The organism is Acidovorax sp. BL-A-41-H1, assembly GCF_051942715.1.
The window spans coordinates 63,409-79,870 of the sequence record NZ_JBPVJQ010000008.1 but is presented as its reverse complement, the minus strand read 5'-3'; the positions used below and the strand labels follow the sequence as shown (position 1 = coordinate 79,870).

Below are 16,462 nucleotides of genomic sequence, written 5' to 3'. Positions count from 1 at the left end.
CTTGCAGCCTCTTTCAGAAAGAGCTCAGCGCCTGGGACATCACCCCACCAGCGCTGCAAGCTCTGGGGGCCACTCCAAGCCCCCGCAATCTTTTCGTGCAGTTCAGCGAAAGAGTGAGAAGCAGACACTGAGGTTTTCGCCCGAGGCAATGTTGCTTGCAACATCCACGGTCACCAGCAGGTCGATGATGTTGTCGCGTTTGACGGTGGCTGCCATGCTCCGGCCCGGGCTGCTTCGGATGTCCAACAGCACGGTGGAGTCCAAGCCTCCCGGCGGCTGGTCGAAGAAAATAAAGTACGACCGCGTCTGTCCCCCTCCATACGCCGACGTCACGGTGTAGCCGTTGCCGCTGATCCGTGTGGCGGGCGCCAGGGTGTTCGAGAGCGGGTCTGTGACTGAAAAGCAGCCGTGGCGCATGACAGATACACCCGCCACAGCGCCCTGCGGCCCCGCCGGACCTGTGGCTCCTGTCGGGCCAGCCGGGCCAGAGGGCCCTGCTGGGCCTACAGGGCCTGCTGGACCCGTGGCACCTGCCGGGCCCGTCGGGCCTGTAGCACCGGTTGCCCCTGTCGAGCCGGTGGCTCCTGCGGGGCCTGCTGATCCGGCGGAGCCTGTGGCACCGACTGGACCGGCGGGGCCCGTCGCTCCGGTATCTCCCTTGTCCCCCTTTTCCCCGGGGTCACCTTTGTCACCTTTCGGCCCCTGGGATGCCAGCGGGTTGCAGCGGCCCAGGGCGCCTGTGGCGTCGTGGCACACCATGGTGGTGCCGATGGCGGGGGTTGCTGGCAGGTTGGGCAAGCGCACCTCGCCTCCTGGCAGCACCTGCAGCGCGGGCGTTCCGGGTGCGGAGTGGATGACCACACGGCTCCCGGCGGCGGGCGTGAGGGTCATGTCGGCTGCGCCAGCGTGCGTGGCCACGATGCCAAGGCAAAGGACAAGAGAGCGGGAGAGTTGTCGAAGCATGGAATCGATGAATCTCGGTAAGGTCAATGTTGTGCGGGTTTCCTGCGCCGCCGGGTTGCCAGTGCGAGCACGGCTGGCGTGAGCAAAGCCAGCGTCCAGGGGCCCAGCATGGGCACCGGAACGGGCGCAACTGCGCTGCCGCCCAGCGGGATAGGGCCCGCAGGGCCGGCCAAAAGGCAGCCAGGGCTGGCAGTGCGCAGTACCTGGCCGCCGCTGGCATGTGTGGGGTTGGCCCATGTCCACTGTCCAGCCAGTTCCACCCGGCCCCCATTCAGGGACAGCGACGCCCCGGCCGATGCGGAGACATCGCGCGCTGCCAAAAGCGCACCACTGGCGCCCAAGGCCAGCGAGCCGCCATTCACGGCAACGTCCGTGCAACCCAGGTATACCGTGCCGCCGCCCAGGTCGGCCGCAGTGCCGGGAGGCAGGGCCCAGTCGGCCCTGGTGGGTGCAGCGGTGGTGAGAAGCAAGGCGGCGATGGCGCCCGCATGCAATAGGGATTTGTGCATGAAATGGGGCTCTAGGGCTTATGTAGAAAGCGTAAGACGCTCTTAATTGAGGAGTGACTCCCGCAGTCGGCGCGAGGCCGTGCCCGCTGCGAGCAACGACAGCAGTACCAGCGCCCAAGGGCCGAGAGCAGGGATGGCCTGCGCACCCGTTGGGGCGGCTGCCAGCAGGGCGGGCAAACCTGGGTCGGCGATCTGGCCGTCGGCGTTGCCGTCGCTGTCGCCTGCGCCGCCATCGGTCAGGGTGAAGGTCACGCTCAGGCCATCGGGTGCGATTGCCGCGCCTGGCAGTGCATACCAGTGCGCCGCCGCGCAGGCCGCAGCACCAGTGCAACCCAGGCCTTCTGGGCTGGCGCCGTACTTCAGGTAGACGGCGCCTGGCGGCACCGGCTGGGTGTAGCGCACGGTGACATTGGCGCTGGCGCCCGGTGTGCCGCCTGCCAAGGTGAGTGCGAGCGGGGCAAAGTCCGAGCGAGCACCCGCAGGCAAAGGCGCAGGCAGACTGCCGCCGAAAGCGGCAGACTGGACCTGCCAGCCGCCCGAACCCGCTACTTGCACGCTGCCCTTGCCCGTGCCAACAGCGGCCCAGGGAGCGCTGCACAGGCCAGAGTCGCTGCCGCCGTGGGTGCCTGCGCAGGTCCAGGTGTATCCCCCGGCGGCCGATTGCACCGTGCTGGCCGAGCCCGCGCTGCAAAAATCTGTGCTGGGAGTGGTGATGCTGGGGCGACCGGCCGCAGCGCCGCAGGTGCCGTTCACCGACTGTATGAAGCTGAAACCCATGTGCTGTGCAGTGCCGTGTGGCGTGATGACCTCCACGGTGGCCGCGCCTGCCGCATGGGCAGGGGTGGTGGCGGTGATCTGCGTTGCACTGTCCACCGTGAAGCGTGCGGCTGCCACATCACCGAATGTGACCGCCGTCGCCCCACTGAAGGCGTGGCCGGTCAACCTGACCTGATCGCCCCCGTTGCTGCCCGCACTGGCAGGGTTGGCATGGGTGATGAACGGCAGCAGCGACGGCGCTGTGCATTGTGGCGAGGTGGTGCCGCCATAAAGGCCAGCACAGGTCCACTGGTAGATCGTCCGGTCGCCGGGCGGCAGCAGCACGCTGCTGGCTTGGCCCGCGCTGCACAGGTTGGCTGAGGGGGCTGCGGATGTTGGCTGCCCCTGGGCGCTGCCGCAGGCACCATCCACGGGGGCGACGAAGGCGAAGCCTGCGTCCAGCGTGGCGGTGCCATCGGGCGTGGTGACCTCGATGGCCACCGGGCCCACCGCGTGAGCGGGGGTGACGGCTGTGATGCGGGTGTCGCTGTCCACCCGAAAGCTGGCTGCTGGGGTGCCGCCAAAGGCCACGGCCGTGGCGCCGGTGAGCCGGGCGCCTTCGATGCTCACCGTGAGTCCCCCATTGAACAGGCCCGTGGCGGGGCTGGCGCTGCTGGCAATGGGCAAGAGCGTGCCTTGCAGCTGCATCACCCAGGACTGGGGATAACACCGCCACCCCATGTAGTCGCGGCAGAGGTGTCCGCCGGTGCTGCTGCGGTTGACCTGCCGATAGCCCCTGCCCGCAGGTCCGTTGGGATCCGCAAAGATCACCCAGACCTGGCTCGAAGCCCGAGCGGTGTAGCTGCCGGTGAAGGTGGTGGGCCCTGGTGACGGCGCCATGGCCGTGGCGGTGAACGGCTGGCAGTCGTTCGCGGGCGCCCCATCGCCCGGGGCGCTGCCGCAGACCTCCATGGTGAAGGGTGTATCGGGGTTGTGGGCGTTCACCATGTCCAGCGCCACCTGGGTGATGCGGGCTGGAGCCGGGCCCACCGGCACCCGGTTGGCCCAGCGCATCGGAACCTGTACCGTGTAGCCAACGTTGTCGCCCGTGCCCAGGTTGTCGAAAAGTACTTCGGCGCGAACGGCGCCGGCGTCGGCGCTGGCGAGGGCCACGAGCAGCAGAATGCGCGACCTGAAGAAAGAAGCCATGTGTTTTTTGTGAGAAGGCCTCCGGCGCTTCGCCATAAAGCGCAAGAAGCTATGCTTTTGAGAGCATCAGGTTGTGTGCCTGACGTACCCGTCGGATCGTCGCGGCAGACGGCTCCAGCGGCTTGACTGGGCGTTTGCCCGGTTCTTGACTGGGCGTCTCATTCGGGGGCCAGCAGCTGCAATCAGCGGGTGCAGTGGGTAAGGTGTGCGCGGACTTGGCGTGGGGGTTTTGAAGAAAGCAAGGCGCGGTCGGCACTGCCGCAAGCAGCTGCGTCGCAGCCGCTGTGATGGGGCGGGGGCTTGTGTGGCGCTGTCTGCGCTTGAGCGATGGTCTGCACCCCGGTGGGAGCGCTCACCGCGCAGGGGCTTCTCGCGCCAGCCCCATTGGCAGCACAAGAAGCTCTTTGATGGCAATGGACCTGGTCTGGGCCCCGGTGTCTCAGGTGCTTGGCGTGTCCAGCAGGCGGATCAGCTGATCCTGCAGGGTAATCAGAATCTCCTCAGACAACCCCGGCTGCGCGGCCGCCGTGGCGCGGGCCAGCACCAGGCCGCCGACCATGGTGGCCAGCACCTGCATGGCGTGCGCGCGGTGGGTGGCTGCAGTGGCGGCTACCGTCGTTTTGTCGGCATCCTGCGGCGCGGTGCCAGTGGGTATGGCGGGCTCGGCAGGCGTGGCAGGCGCACTGTCGGCCAGCAGCTGCGCAAAGCGCTGGATGTTGCGCTCGATGCCTTCGGCAAACACCTGCGACAACTCGCCGCCCGCGCGTGCTGCGTCCACTGCCAGCGCGGCGGCGGGGCAGCCGCTGCCGGGGGCGTCGCGGTGCTGGGGCGAGAGGTAGCTTTGGATGCGGTCGGCCACGCTGGCGTTGGGCGTGTGGCCGTCCAGCGGCGCAATCGACCAGTCGAACGCACGGGCGCAGGCTTCGCGCACCAGGGCGTCCTTGGACTCGAAATGCCGGTACAGCCCGCCGTGGGTGAGCCCCGCGTCGCGTGTGATGTCGGCCACCCCCACGCCCGTGAGGCCGCGCTCGCGGTAGAGCCGGGCGGCGGCGTCCAGGATGCCCTGGCGGTTTTCGGCGGCCTGTGCCTTGGAGACTTTCATGGGGTGGGTCTTCTATTGATTGCGATCGTACGCAAAGCGGTGTTTTGTGTTTATGATGACGGTCCTAATCATAAATGCCCGATCCTTCTGTGGCGGTGTGACCGCGTGGCCCGCCACCGGGCAGCCGCTGGCCCCGTCAACCCCGGGGCCGCAGAGGCGCCGGGCGGCAACCAGCGAGGTGATTCCATGACCCCCACCCCTCTTTCCCACCGCAGCGCCCTGGCGCCCGCCGCACACGGAGCGGCCCGCTGATGCGCCGCGTCGTCATCACCGGCATGGGCCTGGTGTCGCCCCTGGGTTGCCAGGTGGAACTGGCCTGGCGACGCCTGCTGGCGGGCCGCTCGGGCATCACCGTGCTGCCCGAGGCCGTGACCGAAGGCGTGCCCGCCAAGGTGGCCGGGCGGGTGCTGGCGCTGTCCGAGGACCCAGAGGGCGGCTGGGATGTGGATGCCATCGTCTCGGCCAAGGACCAGCGCAAGATGGACCGCTTCATCCCCTTTGCGCTGGGCGCTGCCGACCAGGCGCTGGCCCAGGCGGGCTGGCCGGTGGTGGGGGGGGACGAGTCGGCGCTCGCGCGCACGGCCACGGTCATCGCCTCGGGCATTGGCGGCTTTGGCGCGATTGCCGACGCGGTGCGCACCACCGAAACGCGCGGGCCGCAGCGGCTGTCGCCGTTCACCGTGCCGTCGTTCCTGGTCAACCTGGCAGCGGGGCAGGTGTCGATCCGCCACGGGCTCAAGGGGCCGCTGGGTGCGCCGGTCACGGCCTGCGCGGCCAGCGTGCAGGCGCTGGGCGACGCGGCCCGGCTGATCCGCGCGGGCGAGGCCGATATCGCCGTGTGTGGTGGCAGCGAGGCCGCCATTGACCGTGTGAGCCTGGGCGGCTTTGCGGCGGCCAAGACCTTGTCCACCGGCTTCAACGCCGCGCCTGCCCAGGCCTCGCGCCCGTTCGACGCGGAGCGCGACGGTTTTGTGATGGGCGAAGGCGCGGGCATGCTGGTGATCGAGGCGCTGGAGCATGCGCTGGCACGCGGCGCCCAGCCGCTGGCCGAACTGGTGGGCTATGGCACATCGGCCGACGCGCACCACATCACCTCGGGCCCCGAGGATGGCGACGGCGCGGCGCGCAGCATGGCCGCCGCGCTGGCGCAGGCGGGGCTGCGGGCCGACGAGGTGCAGCACCTCAATGCCCATGCCACCTCCACCCCGGTGGGCGACCGGGGCGAACTCGCCGCCATCCGCCGCGTGTTCGGCACGGGGGCAAGGCCCGCCATCGTCTCCACCAAGTCGGCCACGGGCCACCTGCTGGGCGCGGCGGGTGCGGTGGCCACCATCTTCACCACGCTGGCGCTGCGCGACCAGGTGGTGCCTGGCGCGCTGAACCTGCACACGCCCGATGCGTTGGCCGAGGGGCTGGACCTGGTGGCGCTGCGCCCCCGACCCATGGCGCTCACGCACGCCATGGTCAATGGCTTTGGTTTTGGCGGCGTCAATGCCACGCTGATCCTGCGGCGTTGGACCGAAACTGCGTGATGCCTGGAAGGAAGCGCGAGGCGGCGGGTCAGAGCACCAGCTCGCCCCGCACGACCTCGAACGCGGCCATGGCCGCATCCCCGTCCAGCAGTTCCATGCGGGCCAGCGCCTCCACATCTTCCACGGTGCTGAACGCCAGGCTGAAGTGCTGAAAGCGCCGCCCCGCCAGCGGGCCGTGGTGCAGCACCTCGATGTTGATGTGGCGGGGGTCGTTGCGGATGCGCTCGATCAGCTTGAGCACGGCTTTTTGCGGGCCTTCCAGCTGCTGGCAAAAGCGCTGTCCGTCAAAAATCAGCAGGCCCGTCACGTCAAGCTCCACGTTGACCTGGCGCGCGCGCCCGGCAATCTCGGCGACCACGCTCAGTGGTTGCTCGGGGGCGATGGTGCTTACGTAGAGGACCTCGTAAAGGGCGGGGGATAGGTGCATAGGTGCAGCCCAATGTAGGGGGCTCAAGGTGTCCGCGCAATGTCAAAAGACATAGGGGCGGCAGCGGCGCTGCCAGGCGTGCAGCTTTGTTGCAACCAGCGGTTGTCGCGTGATTTCCGTCCCTAGAATCGATTCCCCATGAACGTCACCTTGCCCGCCAATGTCTGCCCCCCGGCCTGCAGCAATTGCCGGTTGCGCAAGACCGGCGCTTTCACAGCGGTGAAGCCTGAGGTGCTGGACTTCATCCAGGGCTTTCGCAGCGAGAGCCTCGCCGTGGAAGCCGGCGGCGCCCTGGTGCGCGAGAACCAAACCAACGCCAAGCTGTTCACGCTGTATTCGGGCTGGGCGTTCCGCTACAAGACGCTGAGCGACGGGCGCCGCCAGATCCTCAACTTCTTGCTGCCCGGCGACCTTGTGGGGCTGCAGCAGGAGTTTGGCGAGGTATCGGCCCACGGTATCGAGGCGCTGACCGACTGCTCGCTGTGCGTGTTCCAGAACGACAGCCTGTGGGCGCTGTTCCGCGAGCATCCGCGCCTGGGCTACGACATCACCTGGCTGTCGGCGCATGAAGAGGGCCATGTGGACGACAACCTGCTCACCGCCGGTCGCCGCAACGCCACCGAGCGCGTGGCCATGCTGCTGATGCACCTGTACCGGCGCCTGGACCGCATCGGGCTGGTGGAAGACGGCTCGGTGGCGTTCCCGCTCAACCAGCAGCACATTGCCGACGCGCTCGGGCTGTCGCTGGTGCACACCAACAAGACGCTGCGGCGGCTGTCGCTGCTGGGCCTGCACGAGCTGAAAAACGGGCGGCTGCGCCTGCTCAACACCCGCGCACTGGCGCGCATTGCCGAGTACTACGACACGCCGCCCCGGCTGATGCCGCTGCTGTAGGCAGCGCCGGTGCTGGCGGTGAGGGGCGTGAATGGCTGGATGTGCCGCTGGACCATGCCGGGCTTGCCATGGATGGGATAACGTTTTGCCGGGGCCGTGCCGCCGTCGATAATCCACGGCAAACCTGTGCGCAGCTGCCTGCCGCGCCTTATTTCCACTTTTTTTCCATGACCCCAATCGACATCCTCATCATGGCGGCCGGCAAGGGCACGCGCATGAAAAGCCGCCTCCCCAAAGTGCTGCAGCGCCTGGCCGGACGCCCGCTGCTGCACCATGTGCTGGACCAGGCGGACCACCTGCAGGCGCGCAGCGCCACCGTCATCACGGGCCATGGTGCTATAGAAGTAGAAGCAGCTTGCGCAGGTGCAGCGCGCGCAGACGGCAGTTTTGACCTGAAATTTGTGCGCCAGGAACCCCAGCTGGGCACGGGCCACGCCGTGTTGCAGGCCGTGCCCCACCTGCGCGATGACGGCACGGCCGTGGTGCTGTCGGGCGATGTGCCGCTGACCCAGGCCGACACGCTGCGCGCGCTGGTGGCGGCCAGTGGCGGCGAGCAGTTGGCGCTGCTCACGGTGACCCTGCCCGACCCCACGGGCTATGGCCGCATCCTGCGCAATGCCGATGGCGCCGTGCAGGGCATCGTCGAACACAAGGACGCGAATGACGCCCAGCGCGCCATCACCGAGATCTACAGCGGCATCATGGCCGTGCCCGCGCGCCTGCTGCGTGGCTGGCTGGCGCGGCTGACCAATGACAACGCCCAGGGCGAGTACTACCTCACCGACATCGTCGCCATGGCCGTGGCCGATGGCGTGCCGGTGGTAGCCCACCGCATCAGCGACGCGCTGCAGGTGGCAGGTGTCAACAGCCCGCTGCAACTGGCCGAGCTGGAGCGCGCCCACCAGCTGCGCCAGGCCCGTGCGTTGATGGAGCAGGGCGTGCGCCTGGCCGACCCGGCGCGCTTTGATCTGCGCGACGACACCCGCACCGGCGTGCGCGGCGAGCTGGTCTGCGGCCAGGATGTGGAGATCGATGTGAACTGCGTCTTCACCGGCCGCGTGGAACTGGGCGAGGGCGTGAGCATTGGCGCGAATTGCTGCATCGCCAACGCACGCATCGCTGCAGGCGCGGTGATCCATCCCTACACCCACATCGACGGCGAAAAGGCCGGAGCCACCGTGGGCGAAGGCGCGCTGATCGGCCCCTTTGCCCGCCTGCGCCCGGGCGCGCAGCTGGGCCGCGAGGTGCACATCGGCAACTTTGTGGAAGTGAAGAACTCGACGATGGCCGACGGCGCCAAGGCCAACCATCTGGCCTACCTGGGCGACGCCACCGTGGGCGAGCGCGTGAACTACGGCGCGGGCAGCATCACCGCCAACTACGACGGTGCCAACAAGCACCGCACGGTGATCGAGGCCGACGTACACATCGGCAGCAACTGCGTGCTGGTGGCGCCCGTGACCATTGGCGCAGGCGGCACGGTGGGCGGTGGCAGCACCATCACCAAGAGCACGGCGCCTGGCGCGCTGAGCGTGGCGCGGGGCAAGCAGGTGAGCATTGCCAACTGGTCCCGCCCGAAAAAATGAAGCACCCCCTGAGTCGCTTCGCGCCTTCCCCCTCCAGGGGGACGACAGCCTTTGCTGCGGGGCGGCCCTTGCTGGCTGTCCTCGCCTGCGTCTTCGTCTTCGTGCATAGCGCGTTGGCGCCTCGTTGTGCCATGCACGCTTCTGTGACCTGCGGCGGGAGATGAAAGTGGCTGGTGCAGACATGACCCCCGAACAGCTGCGCGCCGAGCTGGCCCGCAGCCAGCAGCAGGTGGCCGACATGGCGGCTGCGCAGGAGGAGTTCTTGCGCGCCGTCTCGCACGACCTGCGCGCGCCGCTGCGGCATGTAACGTCGTACGGCACGCTGGTGCGCGAGGTTTTGGGCGACTTGCCGCCCGAAGTGGTGCAGGGCGCCGAGGTGCAGGAGGCCCTGGGTTTCCTCGCCACCATGGACCAGTCCGCCCGGCGCATGGGGCTCATGATCGACGGCCTGCAAGCCCTGGTGCGCGCCAGCAGCGCCCCGCTGCGCCTGCAGCCTGTGCCGTTGGCCGATGCGATGGCCCAGGCGCGCGCCACGCTGGCCCCTGCCGAGGCGGGGCGTGTCGTGGAATGGCGCGTGGATGCCGACCTGCCTACGCTGCACGCCGACCCGGTGTTGCTGCAGGAGTTGCTGGTGCAGCTGCTGGGCAATGCGCTCAGGTTCACACGCCCCGTGGCCCAGCCCTGCATCACCGTGCGGGCTGATGCGGCACCGGCAGGCAGCGTGGCCTTCACGCTGCAGGACAACGGCGTGGGTTTTGACCCGGCGCGTGCGGGCACCCTGTTCGGCGTGTTCCAGCGCCTGCACCGTGAGACCGAGTTTGACGGCGTGGGCACGGGGCTGGCGCTGTGCCGCGCGATTGCCCAGCGCCATGGCGCCACGCTCGCCGCCACGGCGGCGCCGGGGGCGGGCTGCACGGTGCGGGTGGCGTGGCCTGAGGCCACAGCGGCTGCAGCCGCTGTGTAAGAGCCGGGGTCTTTCGGAAAACGCGTTTACACCGCTGGCGCCAGCGCAGGCTCCATGTAGCCCGAAACGCGGTTGCGCCCCTCGTGCTTGGCGACATACAGCGCCGCGTCGGCCGCATCGATCCAGGCGCGCAGGTTGCTGTGGCGGTGGTCGGCCGGGGCCACGCCGATGCTGCTGGTGATGCGCAGATCGGGCAGGTGGCGCAGCCGCACGCATTCGGTCTGCTCGCGGATACGCTGGGCAATCGCCAGGGCGTCGCGGGCGTGCATGCCGGGCAGCACGATGGCAAATTCATCGCCGCCAAAGCGCCCCGCGCAGTCGCCCGCGCGCACATGGCCGCGCACCACATGGGCCAGGGCCCGGATCACCTCGTCCCCCACGGTGTGGCCGTGCAGGTCGTTGATGCTTTTGAAATGGTCGATGTCCAGCATCAGCATGCAGGCGGGCTCGTCGGTGGTGTGGTGGCGGCGCAGCGCGGCTTCGGCCTGTTCCTGCCAGTGGCCACGGCCGAACAGGCCGGTGAGCGCGTCCACGCGCCGCAGCTCGTCGAGCATCAGGTTGCTGTGCGTGGCCTTGCGGATCAGCTGGTAGCTCACGATGCTGACGGACAGCGTGTGCAGCACCATCACGGGCAGGCAGGCCACCATCACCCGCATGGAGGTCTCGGGAGCCCAGTGCATGCCGGTGAGCAGGGTGCTGGCGGCGCCTGCCACCAGCATCGCCACCAGGGCGCGCGCCCACAGCCCCCGGATGCCGGTGGTGATCTTGTCCACCATGGTCAGGGTGAGCAGCAGCACGCTGGGCAGCAGGTTGAAATGCATGAGCGGCACCAACGCAGCGGTCAGGGCCGAGTCGATGAGCAGGTTGCGGGTTTCAGTGCGGTAGGGGTCGGCGCTGCGCTGGGTGAGCAGGTAGGCCACATGGGGCCAGGCAAAGCAGGGCAGCGCCATGCACAGCCAAGCCAGGGCGGAAGCCTGGCGCTCCCATAGCACCACGCCCACCACCATGCCGCCCAGCCCCATGCCCAGTATGCGCAGTGGATAGATGCGGCGGGGCATCTGGCGTCGGGAGGTTGGCATCGGTCTGTGGGAGCGCCCGCACGGGCAAAGGTCAAGGATGCGCGGGAGCTTACAGCGCACATCCAGACGATGCCAGCAAGAAATGACCATCTGGCGCTAGGCGCTCTGGCAGGGGTTTGGGCTATCAAATTTGATAGCTAGAAGCGCTTGTCAGCCGCGCGCAAGAGGCACTTTTGTGTCAAATTTTGCGCGCCGGGTGGCGAAGAAGGCCTTCACATTGCGCACATTGGCGTCACCCGTGAACAGCCGCTGCGACAGCGCCAGGTACCCCGGCATGTCGCGCGTGTGCACCACCAGCACAAAGTCCGGGCCGGGCGACACGCGCCAGCATTGCTGCACGGCGTCGTCGGCCACGGCGCGGGCTTCGAACGCGTCGAGCTGTTCGGCGCCCTGGCGGTCCAGCGACACCTCGACGATGCAGGCCAGTCCGTGGCCCTGCAGCGCGGCCAGCCGGTCGGGCTGCAGGATGGCCACCTGGCGCTCGATCAACCCCGCATCCTGCAGGCGCTTGACGCGGCGCAGGCAGGTGGGGGGCGACACATGCACCTGCTCGGCCAGCGCCTGGTTGCTTTGTGCGGCGTCGGTTTGCAGCAGGTTGAGCAGCTGCAGGTCGGTGGCATCAAGTGTGATTTGTTCCGTCATCATCATTATTTTGAACTTAAATTTCATCAATGGGTTGCGGTGAAATTTAAGTTCAAATTCATTTGAATATCAACCAAACATTTCTTGTGTGGCTGCCTACCATCGCTCCATCGTTTTCCAACCAAGGCATTCACCATGTGCGGCATCGTCGGCGCAGTCTCCACGCGCAACATCGTTCCTATCCTCGTGCAGGGCCTCCAGCGGCTGGAGTACCGGGGTTATGACTCCTGCGGCGTGGCCGTGCACGGCGCCAGCATCGACGCCTCGCGCCACGGCACCGCACGTGGCGGCTTGCAGCGTGCCCGCAGCACGGCCCGCGTGGCCGAGCTGCTGGAGCAGGTGCAGGCCGAACATGTCGATGGCGCCACCGGCATCGCCCACACGCGCTGGGCCACCCACGGCGCCCCGGCCGTGCACAACGCCCACCCGCACTTCAGCCACGGCCTGGGCGTTGACGCTGCTACCCAGCAGGCGGGCCGCGTGGCGCTGGTGCACAACGGCATCATCGAAAACCACGAAGAACTGCGCCGCAGCCTGCAGGCACGCGGCTACGTGTTTGCCAGCCAGACCGACACCGAGGTCATCGCCCACCTGGTGGACAGCCACTACAGCGGCGACCTGTTCGAAGCCGTGCGGGCCACAGTGGCCGAGCTGCACGGCGCCTACGCCATTGCGGTGATCCACAAGGACGAACCCCACCGCGTGGTGGGCGCGCGTGCGGGCTCGCCGCTGATCCTGGGGGTTGGAAACGCAGGGGCGGAGCATTTCCTGGCCAGCGACGCGATGGCCCTGGCAGGCGTGACGGACCAGATCGTCTACCTGGAAGAGGGCGACCTGGTGGACTTGCAACTGGGCCGCTACTGGATCGTGGGCAAGGACGGCGCCGCGTTGACCCCCGCGCAGCGCCCCGTGCGCACCGTGCAGGCCCACAGCGGTGCGGCCGAGCTGGGCCCCTACCGCCACTACATGCAAAAGGAAATCTTCGAGCAGCCGCGCGCGATTGCCGACACGCTCGAAGGTGTGGAGGGCATCGTGCCCGAGCTGTTCGACGGCGCGGGCCAGCACGGCCAGCCCGGCGCGGCCGCCTGGCGCGTGTTCAAGGAAATCGACAACGTGCTCATCCTGGCCTGCGGCACCAGTTACTACAGCGGTTGCGCGGCCAAATACTGGCTCGAAGAAATCGCCGGCATCCCCACCCAGGTCGAAGTGGCCAGCGAATACCGCTACCGCACCAGCGTGCCCAACCCGCGCACCCTGGTGGTCACCATCACCCAGAGCGGTGAAACCGCCGACACGCTGGCCGCGCTGCGCCACGCGCAGAGTCTGGGCATGCAGCACACGCTGACCATCTGCAACGTGGCCACCAGCGCCATGGTGCGCGAATGCAAGCTGGCCTACATCACGCGCGCTGGCGTCGAGATCGGCGTGGCCAGCACCAAGGCCTTCACCACGCAGCTGGCGGGCCTGTTCTTGCTGACGCTCGCGCTGGCGCAAAGCAAGGGCCGCCTGAGCGAAGAACAGGAAGCCGCCCACCTCAAGGCCATGCGCCACCTGCCCGTGGCCCTGCAGGCCGTGCTGGCGCTGGAACCCCAGCTCATCAGCTGGGCCGAAGACTTTGCCCGCATGGAAAACGCACTCTTCCTGGGCCGGGGCCTGCACTACCCCATCGCGCTGGAAGGCGCATTGAAGCTCAAGGAAATCAGCTACATCCACGCCGAGGCCTATCCGGCCGGTGAACTCAAGCACGGCCCCCTGGCTTTGGTGACCAGCGCCATGCCGGTGGTGACGGTGGCGCCCAACGACGCGCTGCTCGAAAAGCTCAAGAGCAACATGCAGGAAGTGCGCGCCCGCGCCGGCGTGCTGTATGTGCTGGCCGACGGCGACACCCATATCGAAAGCAGCGAAGGCATCCACGTGATTCGCATGCCGGAACACTACGGTCCGCTGAGCCCGCTGCTGCACGTGGTGCCGCTGCAGCTGCTGGCGTACCACACGGCATGTGCGCGGGGAACGGATGTCGATAAGCCCCGCAACCTGGCCAAAAGCGTCACAGTGGAGTGAGCGTCAGATAGTGGCTGCGACTTCCACAGCCCGTTCGCGCAGCCATTGCAAAGCCAGATCCTTGTCACGGTGGCGGTGCCATTGCAAGGTCTGGCGCATGACGGGAATCTCCAGTGGGGGCTCCCACACCTGAATGGGCAGCCCGTACTGCAGTGCGCGCTGGGCAAGGCGCTTGTGCACGGTGGCAATGCGTGCCGTGCCGATCACCAGGCTGGGCAGGGATGCGAGGGTGGGCGCGGTGACTTCGATGCGGCGCTTGACGCCGAAGCGCTCCAGAAACCAGCCATCGAACGCGGGGATCTGCCGCGCGCCGGAGTAGTCGGCCACCACATGTCCCGCCGCCAGGTAGTCGTCAAAGCTGAGCTGGCCTTGGATGTGCGGGTTGCCTGTCCAGGTGACGCACATGTATGTCTCCTCGAACAGCGTCATGCTCGGGTGTTTGGCCGACACATATTGCTCGGGGATGATGAGCATGTCGGCCCCGTACTCCTCCAGCTGTTCCACGGGGCGAGCGTTTTGCGCCCGCAGATGCACCTGCACCCCGGGCGCTTCGTGAAACAGCCTCTCGATCAGCGGCTGCATGAACACGGTGGTGGTGAAGTCTGACACCAGCAGCGTGAAGCTCCGGGTGTCGGTAGAGGGGTCAAAGCGGGGCTTCTCAGCGATGGTGCTGTCGATGCGCATCAGCACTTCACGCACCGGGTCCAGAAGCGCCTCCGCGCGGGGCGTGAGCACCATCTGACGGCCCTGCGGCACCAGCAATTCATCGTCGAAATACGCACGCAGCCGCGCCAGCGCATTGCTGGTGGCGGGCTGGCTCAGGTGGATGCGCTCGCCTGCGCGGCTGATGTTGCGTTCGGTCAGCAGCGCGTCCAGCGCCACCAGCAGGTTCAGGTCGAGTTTGTTGAATCGCATGGGCTACGGGTAAACGTTGATATCCGCGATATCAATTGATGGAATCTGAAAAATCCATTTTTCGAATGTGAGCTTACTCCCTACAGTAACCACCGAACCGATGTCCAGCCCCTTTGGTCATCAGATTCCCAAATAAACAGAACGGAGACAAATGATGAAACACTGCCCATCAGGCGCAGTGCGGCGGGGTGCTGCCCAAAGCCGCAGAAGCCGCCTCACGCTGGCCCTTGCCACTCTGGCTGTTACCCCCTGTGTTTCTGCCATCGAGCTGGACACTGGCAACCCCGACTGGAAGCTGCGCTGGGACAACACCGTCAAATACAGCCTCACCGGACGCCTCAACACGGCCTTGCCTGAGTTGTCTTCCGTGTTGCCCGTGACGGCCAACCAGAACGATGGCAACAACAATTTCAAGCGCGGCGTGGTGTCCAATCGTGTGGACCTGCTCAGCGAGCTGGATCTGACCGGCCCTCGCTACGGTGCGCGCCTGAGTGCGGCGGCCTGGTACGACCAGGCCTACAACAGCCATACGGACAACACCAGCCTCACGTCCAACCACAGCCCTGCGAGCGAGTTTCCGGCGGAGACCCGCAAGCTCATGGGGCGCAAGGCCGAGCTGCTGGACGCCTTTGTGTACGGGCGCTTTGATGTGGCCGACAAGCCCGCCACGGTGCGCCTGGGCCGCCACACCCTGTTGTGGGGAGAGAGCCTGTTCTTTGGCGCCAACGGCATCGCGGGCGGCCAGGCCCCGCTGGACCTGATCAAGCTGCTGTCGGTACCCAACTCCACCTTCAAGGAAGTGGCCCGGCCGACCGGCAAGGTCTCGGGGCAGGTGCAGCTGTCGTCCGACGTGACGGTGGGCGCGTATGTGAACTACGAGTGGGAGAAGACCCGGCTGATGCCCGTGGGGGCCTACCTCTCGACCAGTGATTCGCTGGGCCCGGGTGCAGAGCGCATCAATGCGGGGCCCACGGGCACGTTCATCCGGCAGGCGGACCTGGAGGCCAAGAACTCGGGGCAGGGCGGCTTGCAGCTGCGCTGGCGGGTCGAGTCCATCGACACCGATCTGGGTTTCTATGCCATCCGCTACCACGCCACCACCCCCAGCAACATCAACAACGTGCTGGTAGGCCTGCCCCCCGCGCTGAGGGCCAGCAGCTACCGCTGGATGTACCACGAGGGAGTGCGCGCCTATGGCGCCAGCTTCTCCAAAACGATTGATAACTGGGGACTGGCTGGGGAAGTCTCGGTGCGCCACAACGCACCCCTGGCCAGCTCCGGGCAGTCCACCCTGGCCACTGTTGGCGTGAATGCGGGCCTCAACAACAACAGCAACCCAGGATATGCGGTGGGCGAGACGACACATGCGCAAGTGTCCTGGATCGCATCGCTGGGCCCCTCGTGGATATCGCGCGAAGCGTCGTTTGTGGGCGAGGTGGCCTGGAACCAGCGCACCAAGGTCACACGCAATGCGCAGATGCTCAACCCCAATGCCGACAAATCGGCCACTGGCGTGCGCATGGTGTATTCGCCCAGCTACCGGCAGGTGCTGCCGGGTCTGGATCTCACCCCCTCCATCGGCATGGGCTACACGTTCGGCGCCTCGTCAGCCGTCGGCCCGGGGTTTGGGGTGGACAAGGGCGGTGACATCAACCTCGGCCTGGCCGGGGTGTACCTGGGCACATGGAACGTGTCGCTGAACTATGTGCATTACCTGGGCAAGGCCGCGCCCACGCTCAATGCCGCCAACAACGCGCAATACAAGCAAGCGCTCAAAGACCGCAACTCGCTGACGCTCTCGGTCCGCACCACTTTCTGATCTG

14 protein-coding genes and 1 pseudogene are annotated in these 16,462 nt (G+C 67.3%); 7 read left to right on the top strand and 8 right to left on the bottom strand.

The genetic code is table 11. From position 1 onward, the window contains the following. Positions 1-102: 102 nt before the first annotated feature. From ACTPOI_RS22580 to ACTPOI_RS22570, 3 genes are all read right to left on the bottom strand, one after another. On the bottom strand, positions 103-417 hold the full coding sequence (locus ACTPOI_RS22580; protein ID WP_440113068.1) for a hypothetical protein: 315 nt from the start codon (positions 415-417) through the stop codon (positions 103-105). Positions 418-986: 569 nt separating this feature from the next. Continuing rightward, complete coding sequence (locus tag ACTPOI_RS22575; RefSeq protein WP_440113065.1) at positions 987-1,472, bottom strand: hypothetical protein; 486 nt, start codon at positions 1,470-1,472, stop codon at positions 987-989. Positions 1,473-1,514: 42 nt separating this feature from the next. Next, the gene (locus ACTPOI_RS22570; protein ID WP_440113062.1) at positions 1,515-3,437 is read right to left on the bottom strand and encodes an IPTL-CTERM sorting domain-containing protein; all 1,923 of its coding nucleotides are present in this window, start codon (positions 3,435-3,437) and stop codon (positions 1,515-1,517) included. Positions 3,438-4,034: 597 nt separating this feature from the next. Here ACTPOI_RS22570 and ACTPOI_RS22565 point away from each other — a divergent pair. Next, positions 4,035-4,415, top strand: a complete 381-nt coding sequence (locus tag ACTPOI_RS22565) for a hypothetical protein (protein ID WP_440113209.1) — start codon at positions 4,035-4,037, stop codon at positions 4,413-4,415. Between the two features lies 1 nt (position 4,416). On the opposite strand, the pseudogene ACTPOI_RS22560 reads toward ACTPOI_RS22565, so the two are convergent. After that, a pseudogene (locus ACTPOI_RS22560) lies at positions 4,417-4,539 on the bottom strand (TetR family transcriptional regulator); the annotation flags it as partial. Between the two features lie 251 nt (positions 4,540-4,790). On the opposite strand from ACTPOI_RS22560, the gene fabF reads away from it, so the two are divergent. Next, positions 4,791-6,071, top strand: coding sequence for a beta-ketoacyl-ACP synthase II (gene fabF / locus ACTPOI_RS22555; RefSeq protein ID WP_440113059.1), 1,281 nt, complete (start codon positions 4,791-4,793; stop codon positions 6,069-6,071). Between the two features lie 28 nt (positions 6,072-6,099). On the opposite strand, the gene ACTPOI_RS22550 is transcribed toward fabF, so the two are convergent. Further along, positions 6,100-6,498, bottom strand: coding sequence for a BLUF domain-containing protein (locus tag ACTPOI_RS22550; RefSeq protein ID WP_440113056.1), 399 nt, complete (start codon positions 6,496-6,498; stop codon positions 6,100-6,102). A gap of 138 nt (positions 6,499-6,636) precedes the next feature. Here ACTPOI_RS22550 and ACTPOI_RS22545 point away from each other — a divergent pair, with 138 nt between their 5' ends. The 3 genes from ACTPOI_RS22545 to ACTPOI_RS22535 all read left to right on the top strand — a co-directional run bounded on the left by ACTPOI_RS22545 (position 6,637) and on the right by ACTPOI_RS22535 (position 9,942). Next, entirely contained in the window at positions 6,637-7,392 is a 756-nt protein-coding gene (locus tag ACTPOI_RS22545; protein WP_440113053.1) for a Crp/Fnr family transcriptional regulator, read from the top strand. Positions 7,393-7,559: 167 nt separating this feature from the next. Beyond that, positions 7,560-8,978 (top strand): bifunctional UDP-N-acetylglucosamine diphosphorylase/glucosamine-1-phosphate N-acetyltransferase GlmU, encoded by a 1,419-nt coding sequence (gene glmU, locus ACTPOI_RS22540; RefSeq protein ID WP_440113050.1) that lies wholly within the window; start codon positions 7,560-7,562, stop codon positions 8,976-8,978. 181 nt (positions 8,979-9,159) lie between these two features. Next, complete coding sequence (locus ACTPOI_RS22535; RefSeq protein WP_440113047.1) at positions 9,160-9,942, top strand: sensor histidine kinase; 783 nt, start codon at positions 9,160-9,162, stop codon at positions 9,940-9,942. A 26-nt stretch (positions 9,943-9,968) separates the two neighbouring features. On the opposite strand, the gene ACTPOI_RS22530 is transcribed toward ACTPOI_RS22535, so the two are convergent. Further along, a complete protein-coding gene (locus tag ACTPOI_RS22530; RefSeq protein ID WP_094291630.1) occupies positions 9,969-11,021 on the bottom strand; it encodes a sensor domain-containing diguanylate cyclase in 1,053 nt (350 codons plus the stop codon). A gap of 150 nt (positions 11,022-11,171) precedes the next feature. Further along, complete coding sequence (locus ACTPOI_RS22525) at positions 11,172-11,669, bottom strand: Lrp/AsnC family transcriptional regulator (protein ID WP_440113205.1); 498 nt, start codon at positions 11,667-11,669, stop codon at positions 11,172-11,174. Between the two features lie 129 nt (positions 11,670-11,798). Here ACTPOI_RS22525 and glmS point away from each other — a divergent pair, with 129 nt between their 5' ends. Further along, the gene (glmS, locus tag ACTPOI_RS22520) at positions 11,799-13,724 is read left to right on the top strand and encodes a glutamine--fructose-6-phosphate transaminase (isomerizing) (RefSeq protein ID WP_440113043.1); all 1,926 of its coding nucleotides are present in this window, start codon (positions 11,799-11,801) and stop codon (positions 13,722-13,724) included. Positions 13,725-13,727: 3 nt separating this feature from the next. Here the strand turns inward: glmS and ACTPOI_RS22515 are convergent, their stop codons facing one another. Next, positions 13,728-14,639: a LysR family transcriptional regulator gene (locus ACTPOI_RS22515; protein ID WP_440113040.1), complete on the bottom strand. Its 912-nt coding sequence runs from the start codon at positions 14,637-14,639 to the stop codon at positions 13,728-13,730. 154 nt (positions 14,640-14,793) lie between these two features. On the opposite strand from ACTPOI_RS22515, the gene ACTPOI_RS22510 reads away from it, so the two are divergent. Then, complete coding sequence (locus ACTPOI_RS22510; RefSeq protein WP_440113037.1) at positions 14,794-16,458, top strand: DUF1302 domain-containing protein; 1,665 nt, start codon at positions 14,794-14,796, stop codon at positions 16,456-16,458. The last annotated feature ends 4 nt before the right edge of the window (positions 16,459-16,462 follow it).